This window comes from Carnobacterium gallinarum DSM 4847 (assembly GCF_000744375.1).
GTDB lineage: Bacteria > Bacillota > Bacilli > Lactobacillales > Carnobacteriaceae > Carnobacterium > Carnobacterium gallinarum.
The window spans coordinates 119,209-132,099 of the sequence record NZ_JQLU01000005.1 but is presented as its reverse complement, the minus strand read 5'-3'; the positions used below and the strand labels follow the sequence as shown (position 1 = coordinate 132,099).

Annotated in this window: 13 protein-coding genes; all 13 read left to right on the top strand. The window is 29.6% G+C overall.

The window, feature by feature from the left end; all coding sequences use genetic code 11:
* Positions 1 to 17 precede the first annotated feature (17 nt).
* From BR43_RS05540 to BR43_RS05485, 13 genes are read left to right on the top strand one after another with little or no spacing between them, the layout of a single operon-like run.
* Positions 18 to 743 carry a CpsD/CapB family tyrosine-protein kinase gene (locus BR43_RS05540; RefSeq protein WP_034560134.1) on the top strand — a complete coding sequence of 242 codons (726 nt, stop codon included), beginning with the start codon at positions 18 to 20 and terminating at the stop codon, positions 741 to 743.
* On the top strand, positions 743 to 1,510 hold the full coding sequence (locus BR43_RS05535) for a tyrosine-protein phosphatase (protein ID WP_034560133.1): 768 nt from the start codon (positions 743 to 745) through the stop codon (positions 1,508 to 1,510). The genes BR43_RS05540 and BR43_RS05535 overlap by 1 nt, the downstream gene beginning before the upstream one ends.
* A gap of 15 nt (positions 1,511 to 1,525) precedes the next feature.
* Entirely contained in the window at positions 1,526 to 3,352 is a 1,827-nt protein-coding gene (locus tag BR43_RS05530) for a polysaccharide biosynthesis protein (RefSeq protein ID WP_034560132.1), read from the top strand.
* Entirely contained in the window at positions 3,345 to 3,944 is a 600-nt protein-coding gene (locus BR43_RS05525) for a sugar transferase (protein ID WP_034560131.1), read from the top strand. Before BR43_RS05530 ends, BR43_RS05525 begins: the two co-directional genes overlap by 8 nt.
* Before the next feature lie 28 nt (positions 3,945 to 3,972).
* Positions 3,973 to 4,869, top strand: a complete 897-nt coding sequence (locus BR43_RS19480; RefSeq protein WP_084679777.1) for a 3-hydroxyacyl-CoA dehydrogenase family protein — start codon at positions 3,973 to 3,975, stop codon at positions 4,867 to 4,869.
* Positions 4,866 to 5,267 (top strand): hypothetical protein, encoded by a 402-nt coding sequence (locus BR43_RS18980; RefSeq protein ID WP_051933825.1) that lies wholly within the window; start codon positions 4,866 to 4,868, stop codon positions 5,265 to 5,267. The genes BR43_RS19480 and BR43_RS18980 overlap by 4 nt, the downstream gene beginning before the upstream one ends.
* 26 nt (positions 5,268 to 5,293) lie before the next feature.
* Positions 5,294 to 6,535, top strand: coding sequence for an acetyl-CoA acetyltransferase (locus BR43_RS05515; RefSeq protein WP_211252907.1), 1,242 nt, complete (start codon positions 5,294 to 5,296; stop codon positions 6,533 to 6,535).
* Positions 6,536 to 6,537: 2 nt separating this feature from the next.
* Entirely contained in the window at positions 6,538 to 7,170 is a 633-nt protein-coding gene (locus BR43_RS05510; protein ID WP_034560129.1) for an acetyltransferase, read from the top strand.
* Between the two features lie 7 nt (positions 7,171 to 7,177).
* Positions 7,178 to 8,323, top strand: coding sequence for an aminotransferase class I/II-fold pyridoxal phosphate-dependent enzyme (locus BR43_RS05505; RefSeq protein ID WP_034560128.1), 1,146 nt, complete (start codon positions 7,178 to 7,180; stop codon positions 8,321 to 8,323).
* A gap of 2 nt (positions 8,324 to 8,325) precedes the next feature.
* Entirely contained in the window at positions 8,326 to 9,471 is a 1,146-nt protein-coding gene (locus BR43_RS05500; protein ID WP_051933824.1) for a glycosyltransferase, read from the top strand.
* Between the two features lie 11 nt (positions 9,472 to 9,482).
* On the top strand, positions 9,483 to 10,622 hold the full coding sequence (locus BR43_RS05495; RefSeq protein WP_034560126.1) for a glycosyltransferase family 4 protein: 1,140 nt from the start codon (positions 9,483 to 9,485) through the stop codon (positions 10,620 to 10,622).
* A 17-nt stretch (positions 10,623 to 10,639) separates the two neighbouring features.
* The gene (locus tag BR43_RS05490) at positions 10,640 to 11,854 is read left to right on the top strand and encodes an MATE family efflux transporter (protein ID WP_034560125.1); all 1,215 of its coding nucleotides are present in this window, start codon (positions 10,640 to 10,642) and stop codon (positions 11,852 to 11,854) included.
* Positions 11,851 to 12,891: a hypothetical protein gene (locus BR43_RS05485; protein WP_034560124.1), complete on the top strand. Its 1,041-nt coding sequence runs from the start codon at positions 11,851 to 11,853 to the stop codon at positions 12,889 to 12,891. Before BR43_RS05490 ends, BR43_RS05485 begins: the two co-directional genes overlap by 4 nt.

Genomic DNA, 12,891 nt, shown 5'->3' with positions numbered 1-12,891 from the left:
AAAGGAGCTAATTGATCATGTTTAAAAATAAAAGAAACAAATTAAACTTAACTGAAAGTCAAAAAAATGGAGCTAGTTTAGTAACCATTACTAAACCAAATTCTGTTATTGCTGAACAATTCCGAACGATTCGGACAAATATTCAATTTTCAATGGTAGATAAAGACTTAAAATCATTAGTCTTTACTTCTTCCGGACCAGGTGAAGGAAAATCCACAACTTCTGCCAATGTAGCGGTAGTTTTTGCAACACAAGGAAAAAGAGTACTATTAATTGATGCTGATATGCGTAAACCAACAGTTCATAAAACCTTTGAATTAACTAATCACCAAGGACTAACTACCTTACTAACTGAAAAAGAAGTTATTTTAGGAAATATCATCCATGAAACAGATACGGAAAACTTATTCATCCTAACAAGTGGACCAATCCCACCCAATCCATCAGAACTATTAGACTCCAAAAAAATGAATAAAATTATTAAAACCTTGGAAGAGAGTTTTGATTTGATTATTTTTGATATGCCAGCAATTGTTTCGGTAACTGATGCTCAAGTTATGGCATCTAAAACCGATGGTACCGTGTTTGTTATTCGGAATGGTGTGGCTAATAAAGATGCAGTTTTAAAAGCCAAAGAATTATTAGATATTGTGAATGCAAACGTTGTTGGAACTATTTTTAATGGATTAGAAAAACGTAAAGATAAAGCTTATAAATATTATGGAATTGAGGGTGAAGGTTAATGATTGATTTACATTGTCATATCTTAAATGGGATTGATGATGGTGCTCAAACATTAGAGGATTCAATAGCAATGGCCAATGCGGCTGTTGCTGAAGGAATCACCCATATTTTAGTGACCCCTCATCATAAAAATGGTGCTTATATTAATGAAAAGAACAGTATTTTAGAAAGAATGGCAGAGTTGCAAGAAGAACTCGATTCTCGTGGAATTGAATTAACTCTTTTTCCAGGACAAGAAGTGCGAATTAATGGCGAACTGTTGGAGGAGATTGATTCTGGGAAAATTCAATTTGTTGATGAAGACAGTCAGTATTTATTAATTGAATTCCCAACCATGACAGTTCCCACCTATTCAGAAAATCTGTTTTTTGAGTTGAATAAAAGAGGGATTACACCGGTTATTGTTCATCCCGAACGCAATCAAGTGTTTATAGATAATCCTAATGCGCTCATTCCTTTTATTGAAAAGGGTGCCTTAGCTCAGTTAACTGCCAGTAGTTATTTAGGTAATTTCGGTAAAAAGATTCAAAAAGTAAGTAAACAAATGGTGGAGGCCAATCTTGTTCACATACTTGCATCAGATGCTCATAATGTAACTTCGAGAAGATTTCTTATGAAAGAAGCTTACGGGAAGCTTGAGAAAGAATTTGGTAGTCGTCGAGTTAATGAATTTAAACAAAGAACAAAGGACTTAGTTAATGGAGAAGTTATTATTCCTGATACCCCCAAAAAAACTAAGGAACGGAAAATATTGGGATTATTTTAAAAGGAGAGGGAATAAATGTTACTGACTAGGTCTATTAAGAAATTTATTTTAGTGAGTGTTGATAGTATAGGAATTATATTGTCAAGTATTGGTGCGTATATCTTATTAAATCCTTATATTGATCCATCGAATATATTTTATCTTGGTGTTGTTGGAATTTGTATATTCAGTTATTTAATGTTAGCACTTTATTTTAAATTATTTTCAAAAATTAATCGTTATACTAGTTTAAAAGAAATTTCCAATATTTTTATTTGTGTAACACTATCTTTCGTCATTGCTAGTATCGTTTCTTTAGTTACTATTGATAATATTAGCTGGCGTTTTCTTTTACTAATGTATATATTTTCTATGTCTTTAATTGCAGGCAGCCGAATTTTATGGCGAATCTTAATTGAAACACGTAATAAAAAAGCTTTTGAAAACACAAAAATAAAAAAAATAAAAACATTGATTGTAGGTGCTGGTGAAGGTGGCAGTATCTTTATTCGCAGTTCAAGAAGAAATGACAATGAACTGAAGATTATTGGAATTGTTGACAATGACTTAATGAAGCAAGGGACTTATTTATTTGGTATTCCTGTGTTAGGAACGGTTGAGGATATTCCTGGATTAATTGAAGAATACGATGTTCAACAAATTACAATTGCTATTCCATCATTACAACCGGCAGAATATGAACATATTTTAGATATCTGTAACCATTCTGGAGTAAAAGTTAATTTAATGCCTTCTGTTGAAGATGTAATTAATGGAAAATTATCGGTAAGTCGCTTTAGAGAAATTGATGTGGTTGATTTATTGGGCCGAGAAGAAGTGCAGCTTGATATGAAACAAATTTCCAAAAAACTTCAAGGGAAAACCGTGTTGGTAAGTGGTGCGGGTGGTTCAATTGGTTCAGAAATTTGCCGTCAAATTGCTAAATTTTATCCTCAAAAATTAATTTTACTTGGTCACGGAGAAAATTCTATCTACTTAATTCATAAAGAATTAATGAATCAGTATGGTTGTGAAATTGAAATTATACCTGTCATAGCAGATATTCAAGATCGTCAACGTATTTTTGAAGTAATGGAAGAGTTTAAACCAGATCGTGTATACCATGCAGCGGCTCATAAGCATGTACCAATGATGGAGTATAATCCAAAAGAAGCTGTTAAAAATAATATTTATGGGACAAAAAATATGGCGGAAGCCGCTAAAAATTCAAATGTTGGCAGTTTTGTCATGATCTCAACAGATAAAGCTGTAAATCCTCCTAATGTGATGGGAGCAACAAAGCGCATTGCGGAAATGATTGTCACAGGGTTAAATGAAGATGGAAAAACAAAATTTGCAGCTGTACGTTTTGGTAATGTTTTAGGCAGTCGTGGTAGTGTAGTCCCGTTATTTAAGGAACAGATAAAAAATGGTGGACCTGTAACAGTAACAGATTTTAGAATGACTCGTTATTTTATGACGATTCCAGAAGCTAGCCGTTTGGTAATTCAAGCTGGGGCGCTAGCTAAAGGTGGAGAAATCTTTATTTTAGATATGGGAGAACCTGTTAAAATTGTTGATTTAGCCAAGAAAGTTGTGAAATTAAGTGGATATACAGAACAAGAAATTCCAATTATTGAAACAGGGATTCGTCCTGGAGAAAAATTATATGAAGAGTTATTAGTCGATGGAGAAGAGACTGATCAAAAAGTGTATGATAAAATTTTTGTGGGAAAAGTAACTAAAAATAGTGTAGAGGATGTTTTGAATTTTGTAAAAGATCTAAACTCGTATGACGGAATTGAGGTTAAGAAGAGTTTATTAAAATTTGCAAATAGTTTTGGAGGGATTAATAATGTATAATAATTTTTTTAAGAGATTTTTAGACTTTATTGTTGCTTTCATTTTACTATTTCTTTTAAGTCCAATAATATTTTTAACTTATTTACTCATTAAGATTTTGTTAAAAGGACCAGCTTTATTTAAACAACAGAGACCAGGTAAAGATCATAAGATTTTTACCATCTATAAATTTAGAACGATGACTGATAAAAAAAATTCTTTAGGTGAGTTACTACCTGATTCGGAAAGATTAACTGGGTTAGGTAAATTTATTAGGAAAACAAGTTTAGACGAACTACCACAATTATATAATGTTTTTAGAGGTGAAATGAGCTTCATAGGACCGCGTCCTTTATTGATTGAGTATCTTCCTCTATATAGTGAAAGACAGAAAAAAAGACACTATATTCGTCCTGGAATCACTGGTTGGGCACAAGTTAATGGGCGCAATGCAATATCATGGGAACAGAAATTTGAATATGATATCTATTATATTCAACATTTGAGTTTATTACTGGACATGAAAATTATATTCTTAACGATCAAAAAAGTTATTATTAGCGAAGATATTAACCAACAAGGTCAAGCAACCGTTGAACGATTTAAAGGATAATTAAATGGATAGTTAGGAGGAGTGCTAAGTGAATATTAAAACTGTTACGGTAGTTGGAGCAAATGGAAATATGGGATCGAATGTCAGTGGAATATTAGCGGCATTTGGTGGTGCAACAGTCTATTTAATCTCAAGAAAAATCGAAGATTCAGAGTTGGTAGTTGAAAAAATTTGTAAATCTGTTAAAGCAGGAGATATTCGCAAGAGGCTTATACCTAAAACTTATGATGAGTTGGAAAGTTGCATAGGTAACTCAGATTGGGTATTTGAATCGGTTGCTGAAAATATGGAATTAAAATTAAAAATTACGCAATTAATCAGCCAGTATTCTCATAAGGAAACAATATTAACAACAGGAACTTCAGGATTATCATTGGATATTTTAGCATCTTCTATTGAAGAAGAAAAAAGATCCAATTATTTTGGTACGCATTTCTTTAATCCGCCCTATAATCTAAACTTATGTGAGATTATTTATACCAAACATACGAATAGAGAATTGATTGGAAAATTTGCAAATTATATACAAAATAGCATCTTTAGGACTGTTGTATTTGCTAAAGATAGTCCTGCTTTTTTAGCAAATAGAGTTGGATTTCAGTTTATTAATCGTGCATTTTTGTTAGCTGAAAAGCATCAAGAGTTAGGTGGCATTGATTATATTGATTATCTTTTTCAAGGTGTAACAGGAAGAAGTATGTCTCCATTAGTTACTGCTAATTTTGTTGGTTTAGATATTCACCAAGCAATTATTTCAAATCTTTATACAAAGACAGATGATTTTGAAAATGAGAGCTTTAAAAGTCCAGTTTTTCTAGATTATTTAATTGAAAAAATTATTTGGGGATTAAAACTAATGGTGGTCTATATAAAAAAGAAATTAGTGGAAATGATATTAACAGGTATGTTTTCGATATTAAAATGAATGATTATCGACTTGAAAATCATTATAACATTGAAATTGTGGAAAAAATGAAAAAGCTGATTTCAATTGGAGCGTACTCTTTAGCTTATGATTTATTAAAAAAATCTACTTCCAAAGAATCAAGTATAATTAAATCTTTGCTAGCAGAGCATATTGTTTATAGTTTAGTAATTTCTCTAGAGGTCTCTGATGATATAACATCAATTGATGATGCTTTAGTAAATGGATTTAATTGGATTGCTCCACAAGATTTAATTTATTTATTTGGTGGGGTGGGTGAGTTTAGAAAACTGTATCTAAAATATGCTGAAAATCAAATATCTCAAGATGTACTTGATAGTATTCTTGACGAAGTAAAGCCTTCAGCTTATGATTATCGGAAGTTTCTAAAAGCGTAAATTATTCTGAGTTGGAGGTTTTCATGGTGGGAAAAATATATATATTGGGTGGCGCGCAAACGGATTTTGAAAGAAATTGGACAAAAGAAGGAAAAAGTTTTATTGCTTTATTAACAGAAGTAGTGGAAGATACTTTGAAAAATGCTAATTTATCCTATGAAGATATTGCAAAATTAAATAAACAAAATAGAATTGCTTGTTTTATTGGTAACTTTGGAGGTGAAAGTTATGTTAATCAAGGTCATTTAGGTGCTTTATTAACAGAAGTCCATTCTGCTTTTTACGGGGTTCCTTCTGCTAGATATGAAGCAGCATGTGCTTCTGGATCTGTGGCCATTGATGCTGCAATAACTAAGCTACGAGCAGAAGATTATGATGTTACTTTAGTTATTGGATGGGAATTAATGAAAACAGTAAATTCAACAACAGGTGGAGATATTTTAGGTTTAGCGGCTTTTTATGAAAAAGAGGCTAAAGGAATTTCTTTTCCATTTCCTAAACTATTTGGCAGTATTGCAGATGAGATTGTTAATCGAGACAAAGCCAATCAAGAACGAATTATGGATAGTTTGGCACTATTATCAAATAAGAATTACAAAAATGCTAAACAAAATAAATTAGCACAAACGAGAAAATGGTATATGAGTTTAGAACAAGCTAAATTAAGAGGTACAGATTCAAATCCATCAATTGGAGGACTGTTAGCCATTTCGGATTGTTCTCAAGTGACGGATGGTGCTGTTGGGGTTGTGCTAGTTAATGAAAACTTTAAAACAAGTAATAGCAATAAGTCTGAAATTAAAGGCTGGGGACATCGTGTTGCGCCGATGCTATTAAAGACTAAACTATCATTAAGTAAAGAAAGCCCATATATTTTACCTTGGACAAAACAAACTATTGATGATACATATCAACGCGCTAAGTTAAGTGTTAATGATATTGATGTATTTGAAACACATGATTGTTTTACTTCAAGTGAATATCTTGCTATTTCAAGTTTTGGAATTTGTGCTCCAGGTAACGAATTTGAAGTTATTGAGCAAGGAATTATTGAAATAGAAGGAAGTAAACCAATTAATCCGAGTGGTGGTTTAATTGGGTGTGGACATCCAGTAGGAGCTAGTGGGGTCAGAATGCTATTGGATTTGCATAAACAAGTTACTGGCACAGCTGTGGGGTATCAAATAACAAATGCAAAAAATGCAATGATGTTAAATATTGGTGGTTCAGCAACTACTAATTATTCGTTTATTGTTGGGAGAGTGTAAAAATGAAAGAAATTGCTATTGTTGGTTCTGGCGGATTCGGTAAAGAGATTGCTTTCTTAATTGAACGAACTGGTGACTGGAAAATAATTGGATTTTTTGATGATAATACTAATAAAAAAATATACGGCTATGATATTGTCGGATCAACGGATGATTTAGTTAACTGGCAATCTGAAATTGCTATTGTTTGTGCAATTGGCAATTCAGAAGTAAGAAAAAAAATCATTGGTAAAATTAAATCAAATTCTAGGTTAACATTTCCTACAGTTATTGATCCATCTGTAATTATGGGAAAACAAGTTCAATTAGGTGAAGGAAATATTATTTGTGCAAACTCAATTTTGACAGTAGATATTAAACTTGGAAACTTTAATATTATTAATCTAAATACCACAATAGGGCATGATGTACAAATAAAATCTTTTAATACATTTTATCCTACTGTAAATATTTCTGGTTTTATAGAGACAGATGATGGTGTTGAAGTTGGAACTGGATCTCAAATTATTCAGAATTTAAAAATTGGAAAAAATGCTATAATTGGTGCAGGTAGTGTTGTAATTAAAGATGTGCCAGCTAATACAACTTCTGTTGGTGTTCCAGCAAAAGTCATAAAAATACGGAAAGAAGTGTAGGTATACTATGAAAAGAATTCTATTATCTTCACCTCATATGTCAGGAAATGAGCAAAATTATATTAAGGATGCTTTTGATACGAACTGGATTGCTCCGTTGGGTCCTAATGTAGATCAATTTGAAAAAGATATTGCTGCCTATGCAGGAGTAAAAGGTGCTTCGGTAACAAGTTCTGGTACTGGTGCAATTCATCTAGCCTTAGATATTTTAGGTGTTGGTCAAGGAGATTCAGTATTTTGTTCATCGTTTACTTTTATTGCTAGTGCTAATCCAGCACTTTATTTAGGAGCAGAACTAACTTTCATTGATTCAGAGACCGATACATGGAATATGAGTCCCAAGGCTTTAGAACATGCATTAAGCGATGCAAAGAAGGCTAATCAATTACCCAAAGCAATTATTGTTGTTAATCTATATGGTCAAAGTGCACAAATGGATGAGCTACTTGAAATTGCCAATCACTTTCATGTACCAATTGTAGAAGATGCAGCAGAATCTCTAGGGGCAGACTACAAAGGCAAAAAAAGTGGTACTTTAGGAAAAATTGGAATTTATTCTTTCAATGGAAATAAAATTATCACTACCTCAGGTGGTGGTGTTTTAATTTCAGATGATGAAGAAATTGTTGCCAAATCACATTTTTTAGCAACACAAGCAAGAGATCAAGCTCCACACTACCAACACTCAGTTGTAGGATACAATTATCGTATGAGTAATATTCTTGCAGGAGTAGGTATTGCTCAATTACAAGTCTTAGATGATCGGGTTGCACGTAGAAGAGAAATATTTGAAACCTATTATCAAGAGCTATCAAGTATTGAAGGAATCGATTTTATGCCTGAATTGGAAAATACAAAATCAAATAGATGGTTGTCAGCATTGACAGTAGATCCAACGATTATTCAACTAAACCCATATGAAATCATGGATAAGATGAATGAAGTAAATATTGAAACTAGGGCTTTATGGAAACCACTACACTTACAACCTCTATTTAAAAATAATAAATTCTATTCAAATAATCAATCAGAAAAAGCAACATCTACTCTTTTATTTGAAAGAGGTTTATGTGTTCCTTCTGGTTCAAATATGAGTGATGAAGAACTAACTAGAGTAATTAAACAATTACAAAATATTCTGAGAGGGTGCTAGAGTTGGAGATTATATATTTTTTAAGTGGATTTCTCATTTTTTTTACTTTAATAGGATATCCATTAGTATTAGTATTTCTTAGTAAAATAATAAAAAAGGATATAATAAATAGTAGTGAAACGTTTAATCCTTCTGTAACAATTATTATCCCTGCTCATAATGAGGAATCTGTTATAAAGAATAAATTAAAAAATTTAATTTCGCTAGACTACAAAAAAAATATAGAGATAATAATAGCTTCTGATAATAGCACAGATGATACAAATGCTATTGTTGAAACTTTTATTAAAGAAAATTCTAATTTTGATATTAGTCTTTACAAGGTACAAGAAAGAAAAGGCAAAACTAATGCTCAAAATGAAACTGTAAAAATTGCTAAAGGAGATATTTTAATATTTTCAGATGCGAATTCAATATTAGATAAGAATGCAGTTAAAGAAATTGTGAGCTACTTTAATGATTTATCAATTGGATATGTAGCTGGAAAATTGAGTTACTCTAATTCATATGTAGCAGAATCTAGTGAAACTGAGAATAATTATTGGAGTTATGACTTATTAATGAGAAAAATAGAATCTGATATAGCTTCTATTACAGCAGGAAATGGTGCTTTGTATGGGGTTAGAAAAATTGATTACGTAGATATAAATTTAGTTCAATCACACGATAGTATTTTTCCTCAAAAAATGGTTTTAAAAAATAAAAAGGCCAAATATAATGAAAAAGCTATTGCTCATGAAAAAGCTGGAGAAGTAAGTGAGGATGAATTTAAACGAAAAGTAAGAATGTCTAGGCAAATACTAAGTATTAGTTTTTCCGATATATCTAAATATAATATATTTAAATATGGCTGGTTTAGTTTCTTTTATTTTTCTCACAGATTGTTGAGAAACAATCTGTATCTACTTCATATTATTTTTTATGTAAGTAATCTGTTAATCATGAATGAATCCTTTCTATTTTTTGTAATATTTATTTTGCAGAGTATCTTTTATTTGTTAGCAATCTTAGGGATCAAATATAAATCAAAACTCTTTTATTTACCATTTTATTATTCAATGACAATATTTGCACAGCTTGTGGGAGCAAAAAATGAGTTAACTGGTAAATCAAAACCATTTTGGGAAAAAGCAGAATCGACTAGGTAGGTGAGGTTAATATGAACATTTATGTATTAAGAAATTCAGTAGCAAAGACTAGTGCGGATATTAAAAGAATAGCTGAATCACTTTATTTTATGGGATATAATGTTACTATAATTAGTAGATTACGAGGAGAAAAAACTACAGAGAATATTAGTGAAAATAAATATAGAATTGGTGAAGATTATATCCTTAATAAGGAGCTTAATGTAAAAAGTAATGAGAATAGTGGATTAAAAAATTTATTTAATTTAATGTTTTATATGTTTAAACTTCTGAATATTTTGATTAAAGATAGAAAGCAATATGAAGTTATTCATGCATTTGATTTAGATACGGGTTTACCAGCATTAGTTATGAGTATTTTTTTTAAAAAAAAATATGTATATCATATTTTAGACTTTTATGTTGATAGTAAATCAGGAATTCCTAGAACATTAAAAAAGATTATAAAAAAAATGGAATTTTTAGTTATTTCTAAAGCTGACTGCACTATTATTTGTACGAATGAAAGAATGGCGCAAATAGATGGGAGTAAACCAAAAAAAATAGAAATTATTTACAACACTCCCGTGAAAAATAAGTTCATTGAGGTAGAAAAAAATTCCTACATAGCAAATACTAGTAGAACTAGTATTTGCTATGTAGGAACATTATCAAAAACAAGATTTATTGATGAAATGTTAGAAATTGTTTCAAAAAATGATAAACTTTTGTTAACCATTGCTGGGAATGGAACATCTATAGATAAGGTAAATAAATATTCAAAAGAATTTTCTAATATAGCGTTTTTGGGAACAATTGACTATGAAAAATCGCTAGAATTATATAGTGAATCTGATTTAATGTTTGCTATTTATGATCCAACTATCCCAAATCATAAATATTCTGCTCCAAATAAAATCTACGAAGCAATGATGTTAGGTAAACCAATTATTGTTGCTAAAGATACTGGAATGGATGATATTATATTAAAAGAAAAAATTGGATTCTCAGTCGATTATTCAATTAATGAGATAGCTACTTTATTAGAGTTCATTTCAGATAATAAAGAAATATTGAAAGAATATAAAATTAATTCTAGTAATGCTTATCCAAAATACTCTTGGGATAAGATGGAACAGAGGCTAAAAAATATCTATTACAATTTGTATTGAAAGTGAGTGTGTACTCATTGAAAAAAAAAATGTATTTTGATTTTTTATTAAACATTGTAGCAAATCTAATTTTCACAGTATCATCACAAATAGTTGTATATCCAATTATTTCAAAAAATATATCGGAAGCTTCTTTTGGTACTCTTTTAACAGTTATGGGGATATCTAATGCAATAGGTGTGATATTTGGAGGAAGTTTGAGCCAAATCAGACTTTTATCAAAAGGTAAATATACTTTTGAGGAAAACGAAAGTTTTAATTTCTTGTTTTTAATGACCATCTTTTTTTCTTTTATAACATCTAATTTTATCTATTTCTTTTTTTTAGGAGAAATAGATAAAATTTCATTTTTAATGCTTCTCGTTTTAACTTCTTTTATAGCTATTAGATCCTATTTAGTAGTTTATTATAGAATAAATTTAAATTTTAAAATGATATTTCTTCATATGATTATGACAAGTCTAGGATATATTTTTGGTTTAATTGTTTTTATATTCTTTATAAAAACTTGGGTAATTGTATTCCTAATAGGTGAGATAATTTCCTTTTTATTTCTATACTATACAACAAATTGGAAGAGTGAATTTAATTTTAATTTTAAATTTTCAAAAAAGGTTGGTTTAGATTATTTTCAGTTAATTACTTCTAGTAGTGTTTATAGCATGATGACCTATGTAGATAGACTTTTAATTTATCCATTTTTAGGAGCTTCACAGGTAGCCATATATTATGCAGCATCATTAGTTGGAAAACTAGCAGGTATAGTTTTGTTACCTCTTTCGAATGTTATTTTGAGTTATTTATCTTCTGAAGAAAATAAAGATGGTTGGAAAATTTTTAAAATATTGTTTTTCTTTTCTTTTTTCTTAGGTTTACTAGCTTTAATAACCTCCATTTTACTATCTCCATTTTTAATAAGGATATTGTATCCTAATTTAATGAATAGTATTGAAAATGTATATATATTTGCAAGTTTTGCAGCTATTATTTCGGCTGTAGCAGCATTACTACAACCTGCTCTTATGAGATACTGCCCGTTATGGTATCAAACTTTTATACAATCCATTTATGCAGTATCATATGTTGGATTTTCAATACCACTAATGAATGTATGGGGATTAAAAGGTTTTGCCTATGGGAATCTCATTGCTAGCTTAATAAGGTATTTATTAGTTGTAGGAATTGGAATTTATTATTTAAAAATAAAAAATATTGAGAAGGAGTTCAAATGAAATTATTTTATATTGATTTAGTATATCCTATAGGACACAAAAGACAAAATGAATTTTTTATAAATATTCTATCAAAAATAATAGATACTAAAGCTTATGTTCCAAAAAATTATTATAAAAATATTGATAAGTATAATTTAATTGAAGAATCGCCTAAACTAAAAGTTGGGCGATTTAAAGCAAGATTAACTTCATTTAAAATAACATTAAGAGCGGCCGCTTTATCACGAAAGGAAAAGCCTAAATATATTTTTATAGCTTCTTATGACACAATTATATTTGCTCTATGTAGAATATTTTTTTTTAAAAAATCGAACATTATGTTGTTACAGCATAATAACATTGATGAAACAACAAATAGAGTAAAGCGCTTTTTTTTTAATTCATATAAAAAAAAGGTTTCGCATATTGTTTTTGAAGATTTTATAAAAGATTACTTGATTACTTGTGGAATAGATAAAAATGTAATTAATGTAATTCCACATCAAATTAATAAGAAGTCTACTAGCAATGATTTGATACATAAGACTATGTATGAATGTGTTGCTTTAAGTAATAGTAATGATGAAGACTTTATTACAGATATAATAAAAAGTGAAAAAAGTACTTCTTTTTTTCTTGACAATAAAATAAAAATTATTATTAAATCAAAATACCAAGAATTTGATAATGATTATTTAACAGTTTTTAACGGTTTTTTGAAAGAAGATTTCTATGATCAAAAAATCAGTCAAGCAAAATCAATTTTCATGCCATTTCCGGTAACTTTTAAGTATAGAATGAGTGGTACACTTGTAGATTCTTTATCAAGTAATAAAATTTTAATTGGAAATAATATTCCTTTAATTACACATTATAATAGTAAGTTTCCTAATATTTGTAAAAATATTAGTGACGTTAATTCATTAAAAGAGTTTCTTTTAATATTGAAAAATAATGAGATTACAGAGGAACAACAAAATGAGTTTAGTATTTTTAAAGAAGAACATTCGGATAAAAAAATTGAAAAAATATTTACTAATCTCTTTAAGAGCTAA

What these genes read in the sequence shown, in the direction of transcription:
- BR43_RS05530 (WP_034560132.1), top strand. Translation starts at nt 1,526, where the DNA reads ATGTTACTGACTAGGTCTATTAAGAAATTTATTTTAGTGAGTGTTGAT.
- BR43_RS18980 (WP_051933825.1), top strand. Translation starts at nt 4,866, where the DNA reads ATGAATGATTATCGACTTGAAAATCATTATAACATTGAAATTGTGGAA.
- BR43_RS05525 (WP_034560131.1), top strand. Translation starts at nt 3,345, where the DNA reads ATGTATAATAATTTTTTTAAGAGATTTTTAGACTTTATTGTTGCTTTC.
- BR43_RS05505 (WP_034560128.1), top strand. Translation starts at nt 7,178, where the DNA reads ATGAAAAGAATTCTATTATCTTCACCTCATATGTCAGGAAATGAGCAA.
- BR43_RS05540 (WP_034560134.1), top strand. Translation starts at nt 18, where the DNA reads ATGTTTAAAAATAAAAGAAACAAATTAAACTTAACTGAAAGTCAAAAA.
- BR43_RS05535 (WP_034560133.1), top strand. Translation starts at nt 743, where the DNA reads ATGATTGATTTACATTGTCATATCTTAAATGGGATTGATGATGGTGCT.
- BR43_RS05495 (WP_034560126.1), top strand. Translation starts at nt 9,483, where the DNA reads ATGAACATTTATGTATTAAGAAATTCAGTAGCAAAGACTAGTGCGGAT.
- BR43_RS05485 (WP_034560124.1), top strand. Translation starts at nt 11,851, where the DNA reads ATGAAATTATTTTATATTGATTTAGTATATCCTATAGGACACAAAAGA.
- BR43_RS05510 (WP_034560129.1), top strand. Translation starts at nt 6,538, where the DNA reads ATGAAAGAAATTGCTATTGTTGGTTCTGGCGGATTCGGTAAAGAGATT.